Source organism: Nocardioides sp., from assembly GCA_037045645.1.
Taxonomy (GTDB): Bacteria; Actinomycetota; Actinomycetes; order Propionibacteriales; family Nocardioidaceae; genus Nocardioides.
The window spans coordinates 836,777-860,710 of the sequence record JBAOIH010000001.1 but is presented as its reverse complement, the minus strand read 5'-3'; the positions used below and the strand labels follow the sequence as shown (position 1 = coordinate 860,710).

Annotated in this window: 20 protein-coding genes; 8 read left to right on the top strand and 12 right to left on the bottom strand. The window is 67.8% G+C overall.

The window, feature by feature from the left end; translation table 11 throughout:
- Positions 1-34 precede the first annotated feature (34 nt).
- Together V9G04_04135 and V9G04_04130 are read left to right on the top strand one after the other, a co-directional pair.
- Positions 35-1,102, top strand: coding sequence for an acyltransferase (locus V9G04_04135; GenBank protein MEI2712491.1), 1,068 nt, complete (start codon positions 35-37; stop codon positions 1,100-1,102).
- A gap of 546 nt (positions 1,103-1,648) precedes the next feature.
- Positions 1,649-2,944, top strand: coding sequence for a hypothetical protein (locus V9G04_04130; GenBank protein ID MEI2712490.1), 1,296 nt, complete (start codon positions 1,649-1,651; stop codon positions 2,942-2,944).
- Between the two features lie 104 nt (positions 2,945-3,048).
- Here the strand turns inward: V9G04_04130 and V9G04_04125 are convergent, their stop codons facing one another.
- The gene (locus V9G04_04125; protein ID MEI2712489.1) at positions 3,049-4,224 is read right to left on the bottom strand and encodes a glycosyltransferase family 4 protein; all 1,176 of its coding nucleotides are present in this window, start codon (positions 4,222-4,224) and stop codon (positions 3,049-3,051) included.
- Positions 4,225-4,226: 2 nt separating this feature from the next.
- On the bottom strand, positions 4,227-4,778 hold the full coding sequence (locus V9G04_04120) for an acyltransferase (GenBank protein ID MEI2712488.1): 552 nt from the start codon (positions 4,776-4,778) through the stop codon (positions 4,227-4,229).
- A 44-nt stretch (positions 4,779-4,822) separates the two neighbouring features.
- Between V9G04_04120 and V9G04_04115 the strand changes: the two genes are divergently transcribed.
- The 3 genes from V9G04_04115 to V9G04_04105 are packed head-to-tail and all read left to right on the top strand — an operon-like array spanning position 4,823 to position 7,997.
- Positions 4,823-5,578, top strand: a complete 756-nt coding sequence (locus V9G04_04115) for a class I SAM-dependent methyltransferase (protein MEI2712487.1) — start codon at positions 4,823-4,825, stop codon at positions 5,576-5,578.
- A complete protein-coding gene (locus V9G04_04110; GenBank protein ID MEI2712486.1) occupies positions 5,575-6,543 on the top strand; it encodes a glycosyltransferase family 4 protein in 969 nt (322 codons plus the stop codon). The genes V9G04_04115 and V9G04_04110 overlap by 4 nt, the downstream gene beginning before the upstream one ends.
- Positions 6,540-7,997 carry a polysaccharide biosynthesis C-terminal domain-containing protein gene (locus V9G04_04105; protein ID MEI2712485.1) on the top strand — a complete coding sequence of 486 codons (1,458 nt, stop codon included), beginning with the start codon at positions 6,540-6,542 and terminating at the stop codon, positions 7,995-7,997. Before V9G04_04110 ends, V9G04_04105 begins: the two co-directional genes overlap by 4 nt.
- On the opposite strand, the gene V9G04_04100 is transcribed toward V9G04_04105, so the two are convergent.
- The 3 genes from V9G04_04100 to V9G04_04090 form a co-directional block, all read right to left on the bottom strand.
- Positions 7,978-9,075 carry a glycosyltransferase family 1 protein gene (locus V9G04_04100; GenBank protein MEI2712484.1) on the bottom strand — a complete coding sequence of 366 codons (1,098 nt, stop codon included), beginning with the start codon at positions 9,073-9,075 and terminating at the stop codon, positions 7,978-7,980. The genes V9G04_04105 and V9G04_04100 overlap by 20 nt on opposite strands.
- Before the next feature lie 68 nt (positions 9,076-9,143).
- On the bottom strand, positions 9,144-10,988 hold the full coding sequence (locus V9G04_04095; protein ID MEI2712483.1) for a glycosyltransferase: 1,845 nt from the start codon (positions 10,986-10,988) through the stop codon (positions 9,144-9,146).
- Positions 10,985-11,911 (bottom strand): hypothetical protein, encoded by a 927-nt coding sequence (locus tag V9G04_04090; protein MEI2712482.1) that lies wholly within the window; start codon positions 11,909-11,911, stop codon positions 10,985-10,987. Before V9G04_04090 ends, V9G04_04095 begins: the two co-directional genes overlap by 4 nt.
- Before the next feature lie 96 nt (positions 11,912-12,007).
- On the opposite strand from V9G04_04090, the gene V9G04_04085 reads away from it, so the two are divergent.
- Positions 12,008-13,090, top strand: a complete 1,083-nt coding sequence (locus V9G04_04085; GenBank protein ID MEI2712481.1) for an NAD(P)-dependent oxidoreductase — start codon at positions 12,008-12,010, stop codon at positions 13,088-13,090.
- An 87-nt stretch (positions 13,091-13,177) separates the two neighbouring features.
- On the opposite strand, the gene V9G04_04080 is transcribed toward V9G04_04085, so the two are convergent.
- Both V9G04_04080 and V9G04_04075 read right to left on the bottom strand, forming a co-directional pair.
- Positions 13,178-13,927 carry an FkbM family methyltransferase gene (locus V9G04_04080; protein ID MEI2712480.1) on the bottom strand — a complete coding sequence of 250 codons (750 nt, stop codon included), beginning with the start codon at positions 13,925-13,927 and terminating at the stop codon, positions 13,178-13,180.
- 36 nt (positions 13,928-13,963) lie between these two features.
- A complete protein-coding gene (locus tag V9G04_04075) occupies positions 13,964-15,910 on the bottom strand; it encodes a TIGR03960 family B12-binding radical SAM protein (GenBank protein ID MEI2712479.1) in 1,947 nt (648 codons plus the stop codon).
- A 123-nt stretch (positions 15,911-16,033) separates the two neighbouring features.
- On the opposite strand from V9G04_04075, the gene V9G04_04070 reads away from it, so the two are divergent.
- Positions 16,034-17,131 carry an ionic transporter y4hA gene (locus V9G04_04070; GenBank protein ID MEI2712478.1) on the top strand — a complete coding sequence of 366 codons (1,098 nt, stop codon included), beginning with the start codon at positions 16,034-16,036 and terminating at the stop codon, positions 17,129-17,131.
- A 90-nt stretch (positions 17,132-17,221) separates the two neighbouring features.
- Here the strand turns inward: V9G04_04070 and rodA are convergent, their stop codons facing one another.
- The 5 genes from rodA to V9G04_04045 are packed head-to-tail and all read right to left on the bottom strand — an operon-like array spanning position 17,222 to position 23,052.
- Positions 17,222-18,385 carry a rod shape-determining protein RodA gene (rodA, locus tag V9G04_04065; protein ID MEI2712477.1) on the bottom strand — a complete coding sequence of 388 codons (1,164 nt, stop codon included), beginning with the start codon at positions 18,383-18,385 and terminating at the stop codon, positions 17,222-17,224.
- A complete protein-coding gene (gene mrdA / locus V9G04_04060; protein MEI2712476.1) occupies positions 18,385-20,472 on the bottom strand; it encodes a penicillin-binding protein 2 in 2,088 nt (695 codons plus the stop codon). Before mrdA ends, rodA begins: the two co-directional genes overlap by 1 nt.
- Positions 20,473-20,519: 47 nt before the next feature.
- Positions 20,520-21,032, bottom strand: coding sequence for a rod shape-determining protein MreD (mreD, locus tag V9G04_04055; GenBank protein MEI2712475.1), 513 nt, complete (start codon positions 21,030-21,032; stop codon positions 20,520-20,522).
- On the bottom strand, positions 21,029-22,039 hold the full coding sequence (gene mreC, locus V9G04_04050) for a rod shape-determining protein MreC (GenBank protein ID MEI2712474.1): 1,011 nt from the start codon (positions 22,037-22,039) through the stop codon (positions 21,029-21,031). Before mreC ends, mreD begins: the two co-directional genes overlap by 4 nt.
- Positions 22,039-23,052: a rod shape-determining protein gene (locus V9G04_04045; GenBank protein MEI2712473.1), complete on the bottom strand. Its 1,014-nt coding sequence runs from the start codon at positions 23,050-23,052 to the stop codon at positions 22,039-22,041. The genes mreC and V9G04_04045 overlap by 1 nt, the downstream gene beginning before the upstream one ends.
- A 268-nt stretch (positions 23,053-23,320) precedes the next feature.
- Between V9G04_04045 and V9G04_04040 the strand changes: the two genes are divergently transcribed.
- Complete coding sequence (locus V9G04_04040; protein MEI2712472.1) at positions 23,321-23,875, top strand: DUF937 domain-containing protein; 555 nt, start codon at positions 23,321-23,323, stop codon at positions 23,873-23,875.
- Positions 23,876-23,934: the final 59 nt, after the last annotated feature.

Below are 23,934 nucleotides of genomic sequence, written 5' to 3'. Positions count from 1 at the left end.
CCGACCGGCACACTGAGCGGTAGCGTCCTGCGCGATGACTCGCAGCAACAATTACGACGCCTTGCGCTTGATCGGCGCGGCCATGGTGATCCTCGGACACGCCTTCCACCTGGTGGGCCGCCCAGCCGAGGTGCCCGGTTTCCTCGGCTATGCGATCTCGACGTTCGGTGTGGTGATCTTCTTCTCGATCAGTGGCTACCTGATCACGATCAGTTGGGTGCGCAAACGAGACCTGTTCTCCTATTTCGCCGCGCGCCTGCTGAGGATCATGCCCGCGCTGATCGCCTGTGTCCTGATCTGCGTCTTCGTGATCGGGCCGCTGGTGACCAGCCTCCCGGTGGGCGACTACTTCCGCAGTTCGGCCACGTGGGACTACCTCAACAACCTGGTCATGCGGGCGCGTTATCCGCTGCCGGGCGTCTGGGAGCAACTGCCCTACCCCTTCGCCGTCAACGGCTCACTGTGGACACTGCCGGCCGAGTTCTTCTGCTATCTCGTGGTGCCCCTGGCCGCAGTCAAGTGGCTCGGCCCGCGGGCCGCGATCTTGGTCGTCTTGCTGGTCGGTGCCATGTACCTGAGCCAGATCCCCCCGCTGGAGTCGCAGGTGATCTGGGGCAGCCGGATCACCGACGCCGCCGGCATGTGGGTCTTCTTCGCCGCGGGTGCGCTGATCGCGACCGCCGAACAAAGGTGGCCCGACATCTTCCGCACGGACGTGGCCGTCATCGTCTTCTGTGTGTTCCTGCTCGCCATATCGCTTCGGCCGATGTGGCTGCCCTACTACGCACCGTTGACGCTGCCGTACGTCGTGCTGGTCCTCGGGCGAGGCAACACCCCCTACCTGCGGCGCGCCTCTCGTTTCGGCGACCTGTCGTACGGGCTGTACCTGTGGGGCTTCCCGGTGCAGCAGTTGGTGATCGACTACCTCGGCGTGCACCGGATGGCCTACAACCTGCCGCTGGTCTATCTCGGCGCGGGCGTGCTCGCCTTCGGCAGTTGGCGACTGATCGAGGATCCGTCGCTGCGCCTGAAGGACCGGATCGTCAAGCTGCGTCGCCGCGAACATCCGGTGCCCGATCCACACGTGGGGCCCGTCTCATGAGGGGCCGTACGCTTCCCGCCGCGATCACGACCTTCGCCGTCGTTGTCGCCGCACTGCTGGCCCACCCCCTCAACCGGGTGTGGCCGTTGATGTTCGTGGTGCTCGCGACCGCGACCTTGGCGTACGCCCGCCGCGTCGGCGCGTTGCTCGGCGCCGCGCTGGCGATCTTGTCGGCCTTGATCGTGATCCTGCTGGCGGCCTATGCGACGCCCCACGCCGGGTGGAGTTTCGGCACCGACTTCATCATCGGCGCCACGGCGTTCGGGCTGATCCACGCGGCCGTATTGGCGTTGCCGGTCGAGACCGAGGGCGCGTTTCTCGACCGCAGACAGTGGCGCGATCTGGCGGGGGCAGCTCTGCTGCCCACCCTGGTGCTGCTGTATCTGGGCAGCCTCGCGCTGAAGGTGAACTTTCCCTGGCTGGGCTGGACCTTGGCCCAAGACAGCGCCAACAACCTGATCATCAACAGGTCGTTCCTGGCCGAAGGCGGCCTGGCCACACGCGGCAACGCAGCTCCCCCTGACCACGATCCTCAACAGCGCCTGGGTGTCGGCGGGGCTCGACGGGCTGTCGTACGGGGACCAGGCGCGGGTCTGGCTGGTCAGTGGTCGCAACAGCTTTCTGGCCTCCTGGGCACTGCTGAGCCTGCTCGCCGGCGCCATCACCATGAGCCGGGTCAAGGGCTCGTGGGGCGAGCGGACGATGTGGGCGGCACTGGCGGCGGCTCAACCCTGGTTGTGGTTCGCCGCCGGTGTGGCGTCCTTCTACGGCTACCAGAACATGTTCCCGGCGCTGCTGGTGCTGCTGTGTGGCTGGATCTGCTGGCTCAAGCGACACGACCACACGATCGCGGCGCTCAGCGGCCTGGTGCTGGCCACCTGGGGTGCGGCGGTGGCGTGGGGTCCCCTCGCGGTGATCCCCGCGTCGTGGTTGTTGGCCGCCGCGGTCGCCACGCTCCGCTCGTGGCCGACGCTGAAGTGGCGTCTGGCGATTCCCTTCGGACTCTTCTTCGCCGCGATGGTCTACGCCTGGAAGGTGACGTTCGCCGACGTCACGGCTCAAAGTGGAAACCTCGCTCTCGACGGGGCCGTGCCGATCGTCAGTTATCAGTGGACCTTCGGGCTCGCGGGACTGCTCGTGGCGGTGGTCATCCTCGGTTGGCGCTGGATCTCATCCGACGTCAAGTGGGGGGTCCTGGCCGCCGCACCACTCACGGCCTTGGCGACGTACGCCCTGATCCGCCAACGCGCCGAGATGCCGAGTTGGTGGGGCTACTACCCCGCGAAGTATTCGTTGCTGGTGGCCTGCCTGATCGTCATCCTCGCGCCCGCAGCACTCCAGGTCCCCGCGCGGGCACTGGCCCGCCGTGGCTGGCGGGGAATGGGGGTCGGCGTGGCGCTGGTGATCCTGACCGTCGGCATGGTCAAGTCGGTGCCGCCGACACCGATGGCGATCGACCGCATGTTCACGCCGATGCAGTGGCGCGCCGACCAGACCTACGACGCCCCGACCGCACGGATGCTCAGCGCTCTGGACGAGAACCCCAAGACGCTGTTCGCCGGCTTCTTCCCGGCGTTCGGGGGGTGGCTCAGCGGTGATTACACCCTGAGTTTCTGGACCATGGAGATCGCCTCCAAGGATCTGAGCGACGAGTTGCGCTTCGCCGCGTACGCCTACAACCCCGCCGACGGGGCCACGGTCTGCGCGACCGTCCAGGCGTTCGGCGACGGCACGGTGGTCTACACCCGAGACCCGGTGATGGCCGACTACCTCAGAGGCAAGGAATGCAACCCGGGCGTCGACTTCACGGTCGAACAGCGCAAGCCGCTACCCACCCCCTGATCTCCGGTGGTTGAGGGCCCGCGCAGCGGGCGTCTCGAAACCATCACGGTCTATTTCCGGTGGTTGAGGAGCCCGCGCAGCGGGCGTCTCGAAACCATCACGGTCTACGAGACCAGCCGCTCGATCAGCGCGTTGACCTGGGGCCACGTGGCGCCCTGCCACGAAAGGCGCTCCTCGAACGCCCTGCGACCCGCTGAGCCGTATTCGGCGGCCAACCGCGGGTCGGTGAGCAACCTGGTCGCGGCCAGCACCAGATCGTCCGCACCGTCGGCCACCAGCACGTCGGTCTCCGGACGTACGTCGACTCCGTGTATGCCTTGGGGAGTGGTGACCAGTGGAACACCATGGGCGAGCGCCTCGTACGCCTTGAGCTTGGTGCCGGACGCGGTCTGGAACGGCATCAGCACGCACCGCGCGGTGGCATACGCGGCTGCGATGTCCGGCGCGTCCTCCCAGAACTCCACTCCTGTCGTCGTCTCCAGCAGCCGACGGTGGCGTTCGAGCGGTCGACGGCCGACCACCAGGATGCGGGATTCGGGCACCCGCGTACGCAGTCCCGGCACGATCTCGTCGAACAGCCAATCCAACGCCTGCACGTTGGGCGTGAAGTCCAAGGTGCCGACGAACAACGCGGTTGGCGGCGCCTCCCCCGGGCGGTCGGGCACCGCAGGCGCCTCCATCGAACTGGGCGCAACCACCACGTCGACGCCTGGGGCCATCCGGCGCAGCCCCGAAGCGTCGTGCTCGGAGACGGCCAGGACCGCGTCTGCACCGCGTGCCAGGCGCCGCTCGGAGGCCGAGACCCGCGCCTGGTCGACGCTGAGCGTGACTCGTTCTGCGGGCCGAGTCGCGGCGTCCACGTGGGCGGCGAAGAGGTCTCCCTCCAGATTGTGAGCGTCGTAGATCCACGGCACTCCAGGCGGCAACAGTGCGTCCGCCAACGGGCGTGCCATCACTTCGGACACGATCGCCACCTGGGGACGGAACCTCGCGATCCGGGTCTTCGTACGCGCACGCGCTGACGGGGCCAGGCGGGGGCTGCGCAACGCCGAGCGACTCAGCACCTTCGCTACGGCGAGAGCCGGAGCGTGCCACTGGTCGACCGTGACGAACTCGGCGCCCGCGAGCACCGGGCCGGACGGCAGTCCGTTGTCCGGCTGCACGAAGAGCACCTCGTGCCCCGCTGCGAGTACGCCGCGCAAGAGACCGGACGTGCGCAGGTCACCCCCGCCCCGTGGGGGCAGCACCTGCCGCGGATGGAACCACAAGACGCGCACCATGATCAGGTCCAGTTCGGTCGGTATTCGAGGTGGTAGCGCAGGTCGCGATTGCGCTCGCCGATCTTCACCGCCGGCGTGCCCCCGACGATGGTGTAGGGCTCCACATCTTTGGTCACAGTGGCGTTGGCGGTCACCACCGCCCCCTCCCCGATGGTCACCCCGCCCAGCACGGTGGCACCCAAGGCGATCCACGCCCGGTCGCCGATCCGGATCGGGTCGAAACTGGCGACGAAGTCGGCGTCCTGCACGTCGTGCTTGGCAGTCATGAACCTGCATTTGCCGGTGATGTTGACGTCCGCTCCGATATGCAGGCCGCCACGGCAGTCGAGCAGCGCCCCCGGACCCACCACGACGTTGCGGCCGACGTGCAGGTCGTGTGGTGAGTGCACCTCGACGCCCAGCATCAGGCATCCCGTACTCGGGTCCTCGAAGTTCACGCCCAGCGCCGCATACATCCGGTGCCGTTGCGCGGTGTACGGCACCTTGTTGACCACATGATTGAGCAACCACTCCGGGTTGGGCAGTGCCCTGCTCGCGACCCGTCTGAAGTTCATGCTCGCAGACTCTAGTGCGACCCTGATATGGCAGGCTCGTCCCCGTGCCGCGGTTCTCTTCTGCCAGCTCTTCCGAGCCTGCCATCTCCTCCGAAGCGAGGGGCGCCCTGGACGCGTTCGTCGCCGAGTCACCGGTCGCCCGCGGTCCGATCACGCAGGCCGTACGCGAGTTCGCTGCGTCGGTGCCGCCCGGCAGCCGGGTCCTGGATGCCGGGGCAGGCAACGCGCCCTACCGTCCCCTCTTCGCCCATTGCGACTATCGAACACACGACTGGTCCGAGTCGGTCCATGACGGCGCCAAGCGGGCCGACGTGGTCGGCGACCTGGCATCTCTGCCGATCGAGGACGCGTGTTTTGATGCGGTGTTGCTGACCGAGGTGCTGGAACACATTGCGAACCCCGAGCAGGCCTTGCGGGAGTTGCACCGCATCCTGACGCCCCACGGCCGGCTGCTGATCACGGTGCCGTTCGTCGTCGAGTTGCACGAGGAACCCCACGACCATTTCCGTTACACCTCTCACGGCCTGCGCGGACTGCTGGAGCGCGCCGGGTTCGGCGACATCGGTGTCGAACCCCTGACCGGATGGTTCGGCACACTCGCCAACATGCTGCGCCACCAAGGCCTCTCCACCGCCGCCGCCTCGGGACGCCGCACCCTGGGACAGCGCGCAGCGGGTGGCACCGGACTCGTCCTCAGCGCCCTGCTCGCCAAGGCCGCACCCAAACTCGACGCCCGTCTGGACCACCGGCACGCCCTGCCTCTGGGATGGGTTGCGCGCGCGACCAAGACCGCCTCATGACGGGGCTGCGCATCGGGATCCTGGGCGGAGTGCCGGCGCCGCTGGGGGGCGGCGGACTGGAGGTGCAGGCCCGAGAGACCGGGGCAGCCCTGCGCCGACGTGGTCACGAGGTCTTCCGGATCGCGGCGGAAGAAGGCCCGCGTGCCTTCGACCTGCTGCACGCCTTCGGAGCCGAGGCCGACGTCTGCCATCAACTCGGACATTGGCGCCGCAACCCCTCGCCGCTGGTCGTCTCTCCCGTCCTGGTGCTGCCACCGGGTCGCGAACGCGTGGAGTTGCTGTCTGCGCGTGCCCCACTGGCCAGTTGGTCACCGGCCGCCCGCGCACGGCTGCTGGAGCGCGCGGACCTGGTCGTGGCGCAGACGGAGCACGAGGCCGAACTCGTCGCTCGCCTGGGCGCTCGCAAGGTGGCGCTCGTACCCAACGGGGTCATCCCCGTGACCGCCTCCTCACCACCCCTTGGCACACCCGAGGAGTCGTACGTCGCCCTGGTCGGCTCGATCAGCAGGCGCAAGCGCCAGGCGGAGACCGTCGCAGCCCTTGCCGGCCACCGGCCGGTCGTCGCGGGGGGCTTCGAGGGCACCGAGGCCGAGCGTCGCGACTTCGAACGCGTGGTGGCCGGGGCAGGTGGCGTCTGGCTAGGCGAGATCTCCGATCGCGCATCGCTGGCCGCTCTGGTCGCCGGCGCGAAAGCCCTCGTTCACCTTTCGCGTGCGGAGGGCCAGGCTCTCTCGCTGATCGAAGCGCTCTCGTGGGGCACTCCGATCGTGGTCTCACCACTACCCGCGAACCGTGAACTGGCCCGCACGTACGCGCCTCATGTCCACCTGGTCGAGGAGTTCGCCGACCTCGACGCCACTTTGCGCGCCCTGGGCCCACGGCCTGCGGCACCGCTGCCGGTCCCGACCTGGGACGACGTGGCCGCAACCCTCGACGAGCACTACCGCACGCTGGCTTCGCGATGAGCAAGCCGTCCGGCCCCGGACCGGCGGCGGTCGCGTCCCAGGTCGGCGCCACCCACACGGCCCTGGCCCAGCTGGTCGCACGAGCCGTCTCGCTGCTCGCGCTGGCGGCCAGCACCTATCTGGTCACGACCCGGATGGGCAACGACTACGCCGATTGGGCCACGGTTCTGTCCACCGTCGGGCTGGTGGGGGTGCTGTTGGAGCCGGGGCTGACGCCGGTGACCGTACGCCGCCTTGCCACCGACGCCCGCACCGCGACAGACCCGCGTCACTTCTGGCCGCTGCGACTGGGCCTGGGTGCGATCTCGTACGTCGTGCTGGTCGGATTCGTGGTCGCCGTCCGAGGTCTGGACGCGCTACCGCTCGCAGCGGTGTTGGGCGCACAGGTGTTCGGCCGCGCGGTCGTCACCCTGGTGATGCCGTGGCTGCAGGTCGACCAGCGGCTGCATCGGCTCACCGCGTGGGAGACGTTGTGCACGCTCCTCGGTCTCGGCGCACTGTGGATCGGCGTGCAGACTCACGCGCCGATCCCGGTGCTGGGACTGCTCGCCTTCACCGCACCTTTGACGTTGCTCGGGCTGCTCGCCCTGCGCGAACTCGCCACGACACCCTCGTTGAGCCTCACCGCGGGCATGGCTCCCGCGACCGCACGCGCCAACCGCGCCTCGCTGGTGCGCGAGGTGCTGCCCTTGATGCTGGCGCTGATCATCACCGCCAGCTACACGCGTACGTCGATCGCCTTCGTCAACCTCTACACCGACGACGCGGAGGCCAGCCGATTCCTTTTCGGATTCCTCTTCATCGAGCAACTGATCGGCCTCGCCGGGGTCGTCTCGGCGGCAGTCCTCCCCCTGCTGGCGGCCAGGACGGCGCGAGCGCATCTGCTCAGCGACGATGTCACCCATCGACTGCTGGTGTCGGTGACGGCGCTGGGCGCGATGGGCAGCGCGGCTTTCATCGGTGGCTCACTGATCCTGCGCCGACTCATCGGTCCGGATCTGCCCGGAGCAGAGCACTACCTCGCGCTCCTGGCACCGTTCTCGGCCGTGATCGTCCCGGCGATGACTCTGGCGTACGTCTATGTGTCACTTGGTCGCAGTGGCGACTACCTCTGGTACGCCGTGATCGGGCTGGTCGCCAATATCGCCTTGAGCCTGGCGCTGGTGCCCACGTGGGGCGCAGCCGCGAGCGCCCGCATCACCTGGCTCACCGAGCTGCTCGTGATGGCGGTGCCGCTATGGCATTTAGCCCGCACCGGGGCGGGCGGGCGGCGGACGGCGGCAGCGATCCTCGGTCTGGTCGCAGTGTCAGCGGGAGCCGCCGAGATCGCCGTGCGTTGGGACGGTTCGCCGTTGTGGGTCGGCTTGTCCCTCGTGGTGGCCGTGGGGCTGCTGGCCCGCTCACCGCTGGTGTGGTTCGCCCGCGAGGCGCGGGTCAACCAAGTGTCTGCCTGAAGACCGCGAGGGTCTGGTCAGCGACGCGCTGCCAGGTGAACTCTTCGGCGTGCGCGAGCCCCTCACGCGCACGCTCCTCAAGTCGCGCGGGAGCGGTGACGGTCGAGCGCAGTGCCGTCGCGATCGAATGGAGATCGTGCGGGTCGATCCAGATGGCGGCGTCTGCTCCCACCTCGCGCAGCACCGGGATGTCGGATGCGATCACCGGCAGTCCGGACGCCATCGCCTCGACCACCGGCAGGCCGAAACCCTCGACCAGCGTCGGGAACGCCAGCGCGCGCGCTCGGCGATAGAGGTCCGACAGTTCCTCCTCGGTGACCCAGCCGCGCAACTCGACCCACGCCTGCATCCCGGTCTCCTCGACGACCGGACGCAACGGGTCGTCCTGGCCACCACCGGTGAGCACCAGGCGGGGGCGCTCGGCCTCGGGGATCAGTGGCAGCGCCCGGATGAGCGACTCCCAGTTCTTGTACGGCCGGCGCTGACCGCTGCCGATCACGAGCGGTTCCCGGTCGGCGAAGGGGATGTCGCTGCGGCGGACGGAGGTCGCGGCCAACGGGATGACGTGGAGCCGATCGGCGGGGTAGTCCAGGAAGTTGCGGATCGCGTCGGCAGACTGTTCGGAATCGGTGATCACCCGGGTCGCATTGGCTGCCGCCTTGCGCTCCATCCACTTCACCGGCTTGGTGTAGAAGGGCGTCACCATGAACTCCGGGTGACTCCAATAGAGCATGTCGTGAATGGTGATCACCGTCGGCATCGGCGTACGCATCGGCCCTAACGTGGCGGGGCAATGCACCATGTCGGCACCACGACGCGTTGCGCGCCGTGAGGAGGCGAACAACTCCCCCCACGCCCAGATGAAGCGGTTCTCCCCACTGATACCGCTGCGGATCACCTCGCCGGGGAACCACGACAAGTCGAGACGCGCACCCTCCTTGCTGGCGAGCGCGACGAAGTCCATCCCCGGATCCGACTCGCCGATCGCGCGGTAGAGCTCCCGGGTATAGGTCTCCATCCCCCCTTTGGTGCCGGTGTAGGAGAGCATGTCGACGAAGACGAGCGGGCGTGCGGGCAAGGGGACCTCCGAATGAGACCGGCGCAGTCTACGTGCCTGGCACGTCACACGGCGCAGCACTAGTGCCGTCAGCGGCGCACCCGGCGGGCCAATGACCGCAACCGCGTGCGCGGTCGCAATACCTGGCGCATGCGCTCCATGCGGGTCGCGGGCCGCGCCGGCATCACCGCGGTGGGCCGCAGCACCGGCCCCTTGGGCTTGGCCTGCTTGGCCTTGGCGAGCCGCCCACGCAGCCGGTTGATCTGATGCAGGCGGCGAGCCTGGATGACTTCGAGCTTGCCGATCGCGCGCTGCTGCTGGCGCACCTGCTTGCGCAGCCGTCGCAACTCGCGAAGGTCCTCGCGCAACTGCCGGGTCTCACCGGCAGGCAGCAGGAAGGGGCGGGCATCGATACGCCGCTCGATCTCTGCCTGGTTCTGGGCCCACTCATGCTGGGGGTGCTCGGTGCGCGAGGACTCCCGGGTCTCCCACCAGCGGTAGATCGCCGTGCCACGCCCGACGTCTCGTACGCCTGCCAACTCGGCCGCGCGGAGCAGGAACTCCCAGTCCTCCGTGGTCGTCATCGAGTCGTCATAACGCAGACCGAAGTCGGTGACGAGGCTGCGCGGGAACACCCAACCGATCGGTGGTGACTGGTTCTCGACCAGGTGCTGGGTCAGCGAGAACTCGGGGCTGTACATCGCCTCAGGCGCGCTGGTCGAACGGATCGCCGTGTGCCCCAGCACCGTGTCCACCGACGCCGCCTGACGCAGTGCGAGACAGCGCAGGATGCGTCCTTGCGAGCCTCGCTCGGCGTCGGCGAACTCCTTGACCCAGTCGCCCATCACGATGTCGTCGTCGTCGAAGATGGCGATGTAGCGGCCCTTGGCGTTCTCCAGACCGAAGTTGATCGGTGCCGAACGCTTGCCACGGTCGAGGAGCAGTAGCCGGATTCTGTCCTTCAGGTACGGCGGCTGATCCTCGATGATCTGCTCGACCGACTTCTGCTCGCTGATCTCGGTCTTGTGCGCCACGATCAGGACCTCGAAGTCCTGGCTCGATTGCGCGCTCAGGCACAACAGTGCCTCGCGCAGTTCCTGGGGGCGGCGGCCCTGCGTACGCATCACGACGCTCAAGAAGACCTCGCCGGCCTGCCTGGGCGGGGTGTTCAAGTCCCGCGCCGGGCGAGGCGGCGCGGCGGTCAACGCCCAGACGAACTGGTTGACCAGCCCGTGCGGTTCGGCCTGATCGCGTACGCCACGCAGCCACGCCGACATCGGCGTCGTGGTGTTGAGCGCGACGTGGTCCTCGGGGAAGAACTGGTCGCTGCGCGCCAACAGCACATCGTGGGTGTCGATCTTGCGCAGACCGCACTGCGCCATCGTCTCCACCAGCGAGTCATGGCTGAAGAGTTGATAGTGGGTGATGTCGAGCAGTCCGGCCTCGGTGTAGGTCCACTGCCCCATCAGCGTCTTGAGGCCCACATCGACATGGGTGACATTGGGCACCGAAGTCACGGCGATCGCACGGTTCGCCGCCAGGATCGACCCGACCGCGCGCAGGGAGGGGCGGCCGTCGGTGAGGTGCTCCAACCCGTCGAGGAAGGTGATGGACGCGACCGGCCGGCCGTCGATGATCTCGGCCAGCCGGTCCGCGACGTCCGGATCGGTCAGGTCGGCCGCGTGTGCTTCGAGTCCGCGCTCACGCAACGTGTCGAGTTCGTCGTCGTCGACGTCCACGCCGACGTAGTGCAGGCCGAACTTGTCGATGATCGGGTCGGCGATGTGGCCGTACCCGCACGCCAGGTCCAGATGGATCGCCTGCGTGTCCTCCTCGACCTCGCGCGCACCCAGGTGGCGCTCCAGCAGGACCAGCGTGTGTCCGAACTTGTTGTCGGGCTGGACGGCGTTGTCGTATTTGTGCGCTTCACTCACAACGGGAACCTGTGCTCTGCATAGCGGGAGTTCTTGAAATAGCCGATGGCCTTCTCCGGATCACGGCGTTCCACGAGCAGACCACGACGACGTCGCCGGCGGTACTTCTTGGCCGCTTCGTGATAGACGCTGTCCATCTTGGGATCCTCGAACGTCTTCAGCAGACTCTCCACGAGCGCGGGGCGGGACCACTTGTCGGCCAGGAAGAGAGCAGCCTCGGCCGAGTACCTGACCTCGGCGCTGGTCGGCTGCCAGTCGCCGTCGAGCGAGAGATATTTGTCGTGGAAGACCACGGCACCGGCTTGGTAGATCACCTTCTTGTTCGCCTCACGCACCCGCCACGAGTAGTCGACATCGTCGCAGTACATGAAGAAGGACTCGGCGTCGAAGCCCTCGAGTTCTTTGAAGAGCGTCTTCGGCGTCATCGCGAACGCGGTGGTCGCCCACCCGGTGAGCCCGCTGCGGCTCGCGAAGTCCTTGGGATGCTCGATCGGCAGTTGTTTGGCCTCGACGAAGCCCACGTCGGGGTCGTCGAATGCTTCCAGCATCCGCCAGATCGCCCGTGGTTCGACCACGACATCGGGGTTGGAGAAGATCACGTGGGTCGGTTCCGGCAGCAGGTCGACCATCGCGTTGTGACCGCCCGCAGTACCGATGTTGTAACCGAACCAGTGATAGCGGATGTTGTGGATGTGCGGGTACGCCGCTTGGAGGCGGGCCACGTCGGCTTCCTCCAGCACCCGGCGGCTGGAACCGTCACCGAGTGTGACGACGAAGCCCGAGCACCGGTGCTCGCGCAGTCCGATCATCGAGGAGTTGTCGAGCGCGGCCAGCATCCGCTCGATCGAGGTGATCGGGGTGTCGTACAGCAAAGACTGGACGCCGATGACGACGTCGGATGCCGTCTGGGCAGTTAGGGTCACAACGCTCCTCGAGGTGTTCGACTCGCCCGGAAGTCTATCGGTGCGACGAGTCGCGACGATGTGCGCGGGCCGCGCGTCGTACGGCATGCTCATCGGGTGGAGCAGGCCAATCTTTCCCTTGCCGACAGCACCGTGCTCGTGACCGGCGGCGCCGGGTTCATCGGGTGCGCGATCGCCGAGCGTCTGGCGCCCGAGGTGGCGCGCTGGGTCGTGATGGACAACCTGCATCCGCAGGTGCACGCCACGCAATCGCGGCCGGCCGCGTTGCACGAGGCCGCCGAACTCGTGGTGGCGGATGTGACGGATGCCGCAGCCTGGGACGCGTTGCTTGCCGACGTGCGACCCGATGTGGTCGTACATCTGGCCGCGGAGACGGGCACGGCGCAATCACTGAGCGAGAGCTCGCGCCATGGTCTGGTCAACGTCGTGGGCACCACGCAGATGCTCGATGGCCTCACCCGCGCCGACCACCTGCCGGCGCACTTCGTCCTCACCAGCAGCCGGGCGATCTATGGCGAAGGCACCTGGCAGCGCGTGGACGGCACCACCTATCAGCCTGGTGCGCGTACGCACGCCCAACTGTCCGCGGGCGAGTGGGACTTCGCCGACGCCACGCACATCCCCAACTCGGTGATCACCACGACCCCGAACCCGTCCAGCGTCTATGGCAGCACCAAGCTCGCCCAGGAGCACATCCTGCGCTCGTGGACCGGTTCTCGCGATGCGCGGCTCTCGGTGCTGCGACTGCAGAACGTGTACGGCGCCGGCCAGTCGCTGAGCAACCCCTACACCGGAATCGTGTCGCTCTTCTCGCGGCTGGCCCGTGACGGCCAGAGCATCCCGCTATATGAGGACGGCGAGATCACTCGCGACTTCGTCTACATCAACGATGTGGCCGACGCGCTGGTCGCGGCGATCCGTACTCCTCCGGTTTCACTGGAGCGCACGCTCGACGTCGGTGCCGGAGTGCGTACGACGATCCGCGATCTCGCTGTCGCCGTCGCCGCTTTCCATGGCGCCCCCGAGCCGCACGTCACCGGCCAGTTCCGTGACGGGGACGTACGCCACGCCGCCTGCGATGTGGCGCACACGGTCGACAACCTCGACTGGAGTCCGCAGTGGACCCTGGAGGCCGGCATCGCAGACCTGCAGGGCTGGATCGCCGCACAACTCGACTGACCTGTCGCGTCTGCTCCGCGAAATGGGGCCGACCTGTCGCGTCTGCTCCGCGAAATGGCGCCGACCTGTCGCGTCTGCTCCGCGAACTCAGGGGTGCGCGACGAACATCCAGAGCGGCTTGTCGAAGACGTCGACGAACTGCGTACGCGTGTAGGGACCGTCGCCCTCGATGTCGAAGATCCGGTAGCCGTAGTCGGTGACAACCAGGTCGTAGAGGTCACCGGGACCCTTGCCGAAGTATTCGATGCCGCCGATGCCGTGCTCGAAGACCAAGGTGGGCTGCCAGGCGGCGATGGTGCGGCGCGCGCCCGCGAGCACCTGATGCTCGGCTCCCTCGACATCGATCTTGATCAAGGCCACGGGTCGGTCAGCAGCCAGTACGTCGTCGAGCGGCTTGACGTCGATGTCGAAGGTCATGGCCTCGGCGTCGCCCATGTGGTCGCGAGCCTTGAGTCCGCTCTGCTGCGGATCGTTGACATACAGCGTGAACTGGGCGGTCGTGGTCTCGTCGGACAGGGCCAGGTGGTGGACCTCGGCGTCGGGGAAACGTACGCGCAGCGCCTCGGCCTTGTCGGGGATCGGCTCGATCGCGACGTGGTGCCCCTGGGGCGCGCACCGGTACGCCTCGGCGAGGAACGCGCCGTCGTGGGCGCCGATATCCACCACGTTGGCGTCGGCGCGAAGTTGGTGCGCCATCAACGCGCGAGTCAGGCTGTCGTCGCGCGCGACCCGCTTGGCCAACGGGCTGACGCGGGCATAGATCGCGCGCGCCGGAGCGCCGAGGCCGGCGCGATCGATCAGCGCGACCAACTGGGCTTTGCTATCACGTCTTGCCACGCCGACAGCCTAGCCAGCGCGCCTGCGCCGCACGCGTCACACCACAGACAGTGGCAACAGTCGCTGCCCGGTGGGGCCGACCTGGATCTCGGTGCCCATCTCGGGACAGACGCCGCAGTCATAACAGGGCGTCCAGCGGCAGTCCTCGATCTCGATGTCCTCACCGTCGGCCGCCGCGAGAGCGTCCTCCCAGTCACCCCACAGCCAGTCCTTGTCCAGGCCGGAGTCGAGGTGGTCCCACGGCAGGATCTCGTCGTAGGACCGTTCGCGCGTGGTGAACCAGTCGAGGTCCACGCCCGTACCTTGCAGGGCCCTTTCCGCGCACGCGACCCACCGGTCGTACGAGAAATGTTCCGACCAGCCGTCGAAACGACCACCGTCTCGCCAGACCTCCTCGATGATGCGACCGACCCGGCGGTCACCGCGTGAGAGCAGCCCCTCGATGATCCCGGGCTTGCCGTCGTGATAGCGGAAGCCGATGGCGCGGCCATAACGGCGATCGCTGCGGACCACGTCCCTGAGTTTCCGCAGCCGCTCGTCAGTGGTCTCGTGGTCGAGTTGCGCGGCCCACTGGAAGGGGGTGTGCGCTTTGGGTACGAACCCGCCGATCGAGACCGTGCACCGGATGTCGTTGCGTCCGCTGACCTCGCGCCCCTTGGCGATCACGGCCTTGGCCAGGTCGGCGATCGCGAGCACGTCCTCGTCGGTCTCGGTGGGCAGACCGCACATGAAGTAGAGCTTCACCTGGCGCCAGCCGTGCGAGTAGGCGGTCGCGACCGTACGGATCAGGTCTTCCTCGGTGACCATCTTGTTGATCACCTTGCGCATCCGCTCGCTGCCGCCTTCGGGCGCGAAGGTCAGCCCGGAGCGGCGACCGTTGCGAGAGAACTCGTTGGCGAGCGTGATGTTGAAGGCGTCGACACGGGTGCTGGGCAGACTGAGCGAGACGTTCTGCCCCTCATAGCGGTCGGCCAGGTCGGTCGCGAGGTCCCCGATCTCGGTGTGGTCGGCGCTGGACAACGACAGCAGCCCGACCTCCTCGAAACCAGACTTCCGGATGCCGTTCTCGACCATGTCACCGATGGTGCGGATCGACCGCTCGCGTACGGGACGGGTGATCATGCCGGCTTGGCAGAAGCGGCAGCCGCGCGTACAGCCTCGGAAGATCTCCACGCTGAACCGTTCGTGCACCGTCTCGGCCAGTGGCACCAGCGGCTTGGCCGGGTAGGGCCACTGGTCCAGATCCATCAGCGTGTGCTTGCGTACGCGGTGCGGGATGGCGGGGCGGTTGGGAACGACGGCCTCGATCTGACCGTCGTCGGCATAGCGGACGTCGTAGAACTTCGGCACGTAGATGTTGCCGCTCATGGCCAGGCGTCGCAGGATCTCGTCGCGGTCGGCTCCCTCGGCCTTGGCCTCGCGTACGACCTGCGAGATCGCCAGCACTACCTCCTCGCCGTCACCGAGCACCGCGGCGTCGATGAAGTCCGAGATCGGCTCGGGGTTGAAGGCCGCGTGCCCGCCTGCGATCACGATCGGGTCGTCTTCGGTGCGGTCGACGGCATGCAGCGCGATCCCGGCCAGGCTCAACGCGTTGAGCATGTTGGTGTAACCGAGCTCGGTGGAGAACGAGATGCCGAAGAGGTCGAACGCGCCGACGGGACGGTGTGCGTCGACGGTGAACTGCGGAATCCCCTCCTCGCGCATCACCTTCTCCAGATCACTCCAGACCGAATAGGTGCGCTCGGCCAAGATCCAGTCGCGCTCGTTGAGCACCTCATAGAGGATCTGGACTCCCTGGTTGGGCAGCCCGATCTCGTACGCATCGGGATACATCAGCGCCCAATGAACCTCGACGCTGTCCCAGTCCTTCACAGTCGAGTTGAGTTCCCCCCCGACGTACTGGATGGGCTTGGAGACCTCGGCCAGACGCGGCTCGAGGCGCGAGAAGACGGACTCTGGTGTGGTGGTCGTGCGGGTCACGCGTGCTCACCTCATGCTCGGGTGCGGGGCAAGGAGCCACTGTACGGCCGCCCGAGGCGGGGTCACGAGTTCGTACGCGGTCTCAACTCTCTGCGACACCCGCAACCCGTTAAGTTTCTCCCCATGCTGGCGCGCCTGACCTCTTTCGGCCCGATGATCGCGCCACCCCTGGCCCTGGTGGTGCTCGCACTGACCTGGGGCCGTGACCTGTCCGGCGTCGTGGTGGCGCTGGTCGGACTCGTCCTCGCGGGCGCCGTGCTAGCGGCGGTGCATCATGCCGAGGTGGTCGCGCATCGCGTGGGCGAGCCTTTTGGTTCTCTCGTCCTGGCCGTCGCCGTCACGGTGATCGAGGTCGCCCTGATCGTGACACTGATGATCTCCGGTGGCGACGAGTCCACGACCTTGGCCCGGGACACCGTCTTCGCGGCCGCCATGATCACGATGAACGGCATCGTCGGCATCTCGTTGCTGGTCGGAGCGGTCAAACGCGACATCACTCTCTTCAACGCCGAGGGCACGGGCGCGGCCCTCGCGACGGTGACGACCCTGGCGACGCTGTGTCTGGTGCTGCCGCGCTTCACCACCAGCGAACCCGGCCCGGAGTTCACCGACTCCCAGTTGGGTTTCGCGGCCGTGGCATCGCTGGCGCTCTACCTGATGTTCGTCTCCACCCAGACCCGGCGCCATCGTGACTTCTTCCTGCCCGTCGAGGACGGCCCGGGGTTCCAGGACGAGGACGGCGACTCACACGCCGACCCGCCCAGCGCGCGTACGGCCTGGATATCGCTGGGAATGCTGTGCGTCGCACTCGTGGGCGTGGTGGGCCTGGCCAAGATCGAGTCCCCGGCGATCAAGGAGGGCGTCGCCGCGCTCGGGCTACCGCCGTCAGTCGTCGGTGTGATCATCGCGCTGCTGGTGCTCTTGCCCGAGACCATCGCTGCCGCTCGCGCGGCAGCACGCGAGCGGGTGCAGGTCAGCCTCAACCTGGCGTACGGCTCCGCGATGGCCTCCATCGGTCTCACCATCCCCACCATCGCGATCGCGGGCATCTGGCTCGAAGGTCCACTGCATCTGGGGCTGGACGACCTGCACATCGTGTTGCTGGTGGTGTCGGTGATCGTGTCGGTGCTGACCGTCATGCCTGGGCGGGCCACCCGGCTGCAAGGTGGCGTACATCTGGTGCTGTTGGCGGCGTACCTCTTCATGAGCGCCCAGCCGTAGCCGGGCGCGCGTGCACTTGTGCCCGGTCGGCGGGTTCTGAGCGTGCACTTGTGCCCGGTGGGCGGGATTTACGCGTGCACTTGCGCCCGGTCAGCGGCGGGAGGTGCCGAGGTGGATGTTCTGCAGCAGGCCGACGGCCAGCATCGAGGCGAACAGTGACGAGCCGCCGTACGACACGAACGGCAGGGGTACGCCGGTCACCGGCATGATGCCCAGGCACATCCCGATGTTCTGGAACGCCTGGAAGCCGAACCAACACGCGATCCCTGCTGCCGCGACCCGGCCGAACATGTCCGGCGTTGCCCACGCGATCGCCAGCGCGCGCCAGATCACGAGGGCCAGCAGCCCGATCACCGCACCTGCACCCAGCAGGCCGAGTTCCTCACCGGCCACGGTGAAGATGAAGTCGGTGTGCTGCTCGGGCACGAAACCCGAACGGGTCTGAGACCCGTCGAAGAGGCCTTGGCCGAAGAGCCCGCCGTTGCCGATCGCGATCCGCGCCTGCTCGACGTTATAACCCGCACCTCGGGGGTCGAGAGCAGGATTGGTGAACGCCATGAAGCGGTCGACCTGATAGGGCTTGAGCACCCCCATCGCCACTGCCGCGACCGCGCCCGTCACCCCGCCGGCGGCGAGCAGCGCCAGCCAGCGTCGGGGCGTCCCGGCCGAGGCCAAGACACCGAACACGGTCGCGGTCAGCACCAGCATGGTGCCGAGGTCGGGCTGCGCCAAGATGAGTACGGCCGGGACGCCCGCGATCGCGAGCATGCCGACGACCTCGATCAGCCCGACCCCCCGGCGCGACCAGTCGGCCCGTTCGGCGACGAGGAGAGCCATCCCCACCACCACTGCGAGTTTGGCGAACTCCGAAGGCTGGATCGACATGCCGGCCAACGTGATCCACGACTTCGATCCGTTGATCGTCGAGCCCATCACGAGCACCAACACCAGACCGATCAACGAACCCACGTAGATCACCGGCGCGAGCAGGCGTACCCAACGGTGGTTGACCATCAACACCGCCGCCATCAGGCCGACGCCGATGACGACGTTGACGATCTCCTTGCGCAGATAGGCCGTGTCGTCGCCACCGGTGAGAGTGTCTCGGGCGCTGGTGGCTGACCACACCAGGAGGACGCCGATCACGATCAGCGCAGACACCGCGGCCATCAGGATCCAGTCGATCCCTCTCGCAGGGAGCGGCACCCGCGTCGCCGCAGCATTTTGGCGAGGGGCTGCCGTACGGACGCTCATCACGCGCCTCCTGCCTCGGTCGGAGCCGGAGGCAGGATCGACCCGTCGCGGCGGAACGTGGGCAGCGTGTCAGGGGCGATCAGACCTGGGATCGCCTCGCGCTTCGGGTTTACGTTCGTCCCCTCGACGCCATAGAGCGCTTCATAGATCGCGCGGATCGCCGGACCGGTCGACCCGGACCCGGTGCCGCCCTGGCTGATGTTCATCACCACGACGTAGTCCTTGGTGTAGGAACCGACCCACCCGGTGGTCTGCTTGCCATAGACCTCGGCCGTGCCCGTCTTCGAGCGGATCGTGACCTGGTCGAGCGGGAAGTCCACCAGCCGCCACGACATCGTGCCGGTGCGCGACACGTCCTGCATCGCCGAGTCGATGTAGTCGAGGATCCGTTTGGGTACGCCGACGCGACTGGCCACCTTGGGCTTGATCTGCTTCACCACGCGCCCCTGCGGGTCGACGATCGCCTTGCCGATGCGTGGGGCATAGAGGGTTCCGCCGTTGGCGATCGCGGCGTACGCCGTGGCCATCTGCAGGGGGGTGACCATGGTGTCGCCCTGCCCGATCGCGAAGTTGGCGGCGTCTCCGGCACGGTAGGCGTACCCCTCGGCGCAGAACTCGCGAGCAAAGAGCTTCATGTACGCCGTGGTGTCAGGCTCGGGGTTCTTGGAGAGTTCGCAGTAGTAGTCCTTCTGGCTCTGCCAGTAGGCCCGCTTCCACTTGCGGTCCGCGATCCGACCCGACGCCTCCCCGGGGATGTCGATGCCGGTCGCGCGACCGAAGCCGAACTTCTTGGCCTCGGCGACCAGCGGGTCGCTGGCGCGCACGTCATCGACCTTGCTGCCGTACTTCTGCCAATAGTGGTAGCCCACCTGATAAAAGAACGTGTTGCACGACATCTCCAGCGCCTGCGCGAACGAGATTGACGCCGCCGACGTGGACTCGAAGTTCTTGAAGACTCTGTTGCCGATCCGCAGTGAGGAGGGGCAGCCCAGGCGGGTGTCGGTCGAGTACCCGTGGGTCAGCGCACCGGCGGACATGATCGGCTTCCAGGTCGAACCCGGCGCGTACTGTCCCTGAGTCACGCGCGAGAGCAACGGATAGTTGGCCTGCTTGGAGTAGAGCCGCTGCAGTTCGCGTTCGGAGATGCCGCCCACCCACGTGCTCGGGTCGTACGTCGGCTGGCTGGCCATGGCCACGATGCGCCCGGTGCGGGCCTCCATCACGATCGCGGAGCCGGCGTCGGCAGCGAACTTGCGACCAGTCACCTTGTCGGTCTCCAGTCGCGCGAGCCTGATCATCTCCGCGAGTTGCTTCTCCACCACACCTTGGACCTTGGCATCCAGAGAGGTCACCAGGGTGTCTCCGGGCGCCGCGGACGTGGTCGAGTCGGCACCCATCACCCGGCCCATCGAGTCGACCACGACGCGCTCATAGCCCGGGACGCCGCGCAAGAACCGGTCGTACGACTTCTCGACGCCGGCGCGACCGACCACAGAGGCACCGTTGATCGAGTCGTCATGATGCTTCTGCGCGAGGTCGAACTCGTCCTCGGTGACCGGGCTGAGGTAACCCAAGGCGTGCGCCAGGTTGACCCCGAACGGGCGCGGGTAGGACCGCAGGCTCTGCTGGCTGGCGATCACCGCCGGGAAGTCCTCGGGCTGCTCCATGATCCGCAGCGCGACCTCCGAACGTACGTCGTCGGCGACCGGCACCGGCTGGAAGGGCGAGCCGTTCCAACACACGTCTGCCTTGGCGTCGGCGGCACCGCAACTGACCAGACGATCCTCCACGATCTGGCGTTTGACCCCGATGGTCTGCGCCACCCGAGCGACCAGCCGCCCCCGATCATCGGCGGCCAGTTTGTCGAGCATGGTGCGGTCGATCGCGATCGACCAGGCGCTGCGGTTGGCCACGAGTGGCCGCCCCTGCGCGTCGACGATCAAGCCTCGGGGCGGCTGCTGCACGATCTCGCGTACGGATTGCGAGGCCGCCTTGGCCTGATAGCTGTCGCCGCTGACGACCTGGAGGTAGTAGAGCCGGGTGAACAGCGTGGCGAACAGCGAGAAGACCAGCACCTGGAGCACCACGAGGCGAAGCCTGCTGCGGTGCGATCGGGTGGTGGCGCCGGCGGCCATCAGGCGAGGACCCGGCCGGGCGTGAGACGTTCGAACAGGCGCACCACGAGCGGCACGATCACCGGTGTCAGCAGCACGTCCCAGAGCACCGAGACCCCGATGACCTGCAGCATCTCGCCCATACCCGCGTGCACCTCACCCAGCGCCAGGCCGGTGAGCGCGAAGACCGACGTACCGACGAAACTGCACGCAGCCACGGTGCCGACCACCGCCCAGGTCGTCGGCTGGAGGTCCTGGCGGACCCGTCCTGCGATGAACCCGACGAGGACCAGCGCAAGCGCCCACCGCCCCGCCGTGTGATCGGCCGGTGGGGCGAGGTCGAGCAGGACTCCGGCGACGAACCCGAGCACCATCGCGAACTGGGGCCCTCGGGTGAGGGCGGCGGCTACTACGACCAGAAGGCACAGGTTGGGCGTGATGCCTTGCCAGGCGAAGGCGGAGAAGACGCTGACCTGGAGGACGAGGGCGACCGTGAGCACGGCACCGGCCACGAGCGTACGCAGCCAGGTCACTGCAGGCTCCCGTCTGCCTCGATGACCGCGCGATCGCTCGTCGTGCCGGACGGCACGATCACACCGACGCGGTCCAGAGCACTGAAGTCGACGTACGGCTCGATCACGGCGCGCTGGGTCTGGTCACGAAGGTTGGCGAAGACCTGGGTGACCGCGCCGACCGGGATGCCGCCGACGTAGGGCGCGCCATCGCGGCTGCCCCACGTGACGACCGGGTCGCCCTTCGCGGGGATCACGGTCCCGTCGACGAGTTCGAGGTCGAGGCGACCGTCGTTGCCGATCACGCCGCGCCCACGCAGGTAGCCGGCCTCAAGCCCGTCGCCTATCCGGGCGCCTACGACCGAGTTGCCGTCCAGGATCAACAGCACGGTGGCCGTGGTTTTGGTCGTACGCAGCACCCGGCCGACCAGGCCGTCGCCGTTGACGACCGTGAGATCGGCGCGCAACCCCGACGAGGACCCGGCGTCGATCGTCACGGTGCGCGAGAAGCTCTGCGCCGGCCCCCTGGCGATGACGCGAGCCGGCACCATCGCGACCCCCAGATCCTTGGCCGAGGCCGTGAGTTTGTCGTACTCACTGAGGCGACCGCGGTCGAATGCGTTCGTGGCGAGTTGCCGCTTGAGGTCGGCGTTGTCGGCGCGCAGGTCCGCCACCTCGGCGCGCAGGTCGCGCTGGGTGCGGAACCATTGCGGCACCGCCGCGACGGGGGCGATCGCGTCGGCCGCGGCGTCCTCGACCGGCCCCAAGACGCTGCCGAGACCTTCGCGTACGGGCTCCAGCACCGTGTCGGCCTGGTGGTCCAGCGTCATCAGCGTCGCGCAGGCCAGGACCAGCGCGATCAGCAGGGACCGGACACTGCGCCGATCGGGCTGCCGCAGCCGAGACGAGCCGCCGCCTCCGCGCCAGCGCCGCTCGGGAATCTCTCGGGCCACCGCGTCGTCGAGCGGCGCGTCGACCCCGCGTACGGGCTCGAAGGACCCGATCGTGGGGCGCTCCATCAGGCTCATCAGAATCTCCGAGACTCGGTCACGAGCACCTGCTGCAGCGCCTCGAACTCCTCGACACACTTGCCCGCACCGAAGGCGACGCTCGACAGCGGGTCTTCGGCGATGTGCACCGGCATGCCGGTCTCGTGGCGCAGCCGCTCGTCGAGGCCGCGCAGGAGTGCGCCTCCGCCGGTCAGCACGATGCCGCGGTCCATGATGTCGCCGGCGAGTTCGGGTGGGGTCTGGTCGAGGGTGGCGCGTACGGCATCCACGATCGCGTGCAGCGGTTCGTCGAGCGCCTGGCGGATCTCGGCGCTGGACACCACGGCAGTGCGCGGCAGGCCGGAGACCATGTCGCGGCCACGGATCTCGGCCTCCGGCTCGTCCGGCAGCGGGAATGCAGAACCGAGGGTCATCTTGACCTCTTCGGCCGTACGTTCGCCCAGCAGCAGGCTGTATTCCTTCTTCATCCAGTTGACGATCGCGGCGTCGAGGTCGTCGCCCGCGGTGCGGATGGACAGGCTGGTCACGATGCCGCCCAACGAGATCACGGCGACTTCGGTGGTGCCGCCACCGACGTCGACGATCATGTTGCCGGTCGCTTGGTGCACCGGGAGCCCGGCACCGATCGCGGCGGCCATCGGCTCTTCGACGATGTAGACCTTGCGCGCACCGGCCTGGTAGCCGGCCTCCTTGACCGCGCGTTGCTCTACCGCGGTAATCCCGCTGGGAACGCAGATCACCATCCGCGGCTTGGCGAAGTAGCGGCGACGGTGCACCTGGTGGATGAAGAAGCGCAGCATCTGCTCGGTGGCCTCGAAGTCGGCGATGACGCCGTCTTTCATCGGCCGGATCGGGGTGATCGCCTCGGGTGCGCGTCCGATCATCCGCTTGGCCTCGTGGCCCACTGCGACGATCTCGGCCGTACGCGAGTTGAGCGCGACCACGCTCGGCTCGTCGAGCAGCACACCGCGACCCCGCACGTACACCAGCGTGTTGGCGGTCCCGAGATCCACCGCCATGTCGCGGCCGATGAAGCTTGGTTGCCATGCGTACGCCTCGCTGCCGGTGCCGCGTCGTCACGTGGCACGTCGTGTGTGGGGAAGGGTCGAGCGCGAGGTCGCTGACCCCGTGCGTCGAGGGTAAGAAGAGCGAGGGCGCGGCTGGGGGACGCCACGCCGACGCTGCGCCGACCGGGCACAAATGCGCGCGTGATTCGCGCCGACCGGGCACAAATGCGCGCGTGATTCGCGCCGACCGGGCACTAATGCGCGCATTCCGCCGGGAAGATAGGTTGCCCTCATGACTTCGTACGAAGAACTCGCCGCCAACCTGCCCATCGACCAGATCGCCGCCCGACTGGGCGAAGACCCGGCCGCGGTGCAGGCGGCCGTCAACATCGCGCTGCCCACCCTGTTCGGCGGCCTGGAGGCCAACGCTCAAGATGCCGGTGGCGCCCAGTCACTCGCGTCGGCACTCGACGCCCACAACAACGATCTGGCCGACCCGCCGGTCGATATCGACCAGGTGGACACCGCGGACGGCGAGGCGATCAGCCGCCACATCTTCGGCAACAACGAGGAGCAGGTGATCAACCAACTCGGTGCCACCGGGGCCTCCTCGACGCTGATCAAGAAGCTGATCCCGATCCTGGCTCCGATTGTGCTGTCCTATCTGGCCAAGCAGTTGGCGAGCAAGGGTGCTGGCGCGGGTGCTCTCGGCGCGATCCTCTCCACGATCCTGGCCGGTGCCGCTCAGGGTGCCGGCGGGTCATCGCAGTCGTCAGCGGGCAGCGCGATGGGTTCGATCTTCGGCGACCTGCTGGGTGGGCTGCTCGGCGGCGGCCGCAAGGCCTGATCCCTCCCCAGAATTCCGAAGAACTGCGGCCGCGGGGCCGGTCCGTCGCAAGGACGAGC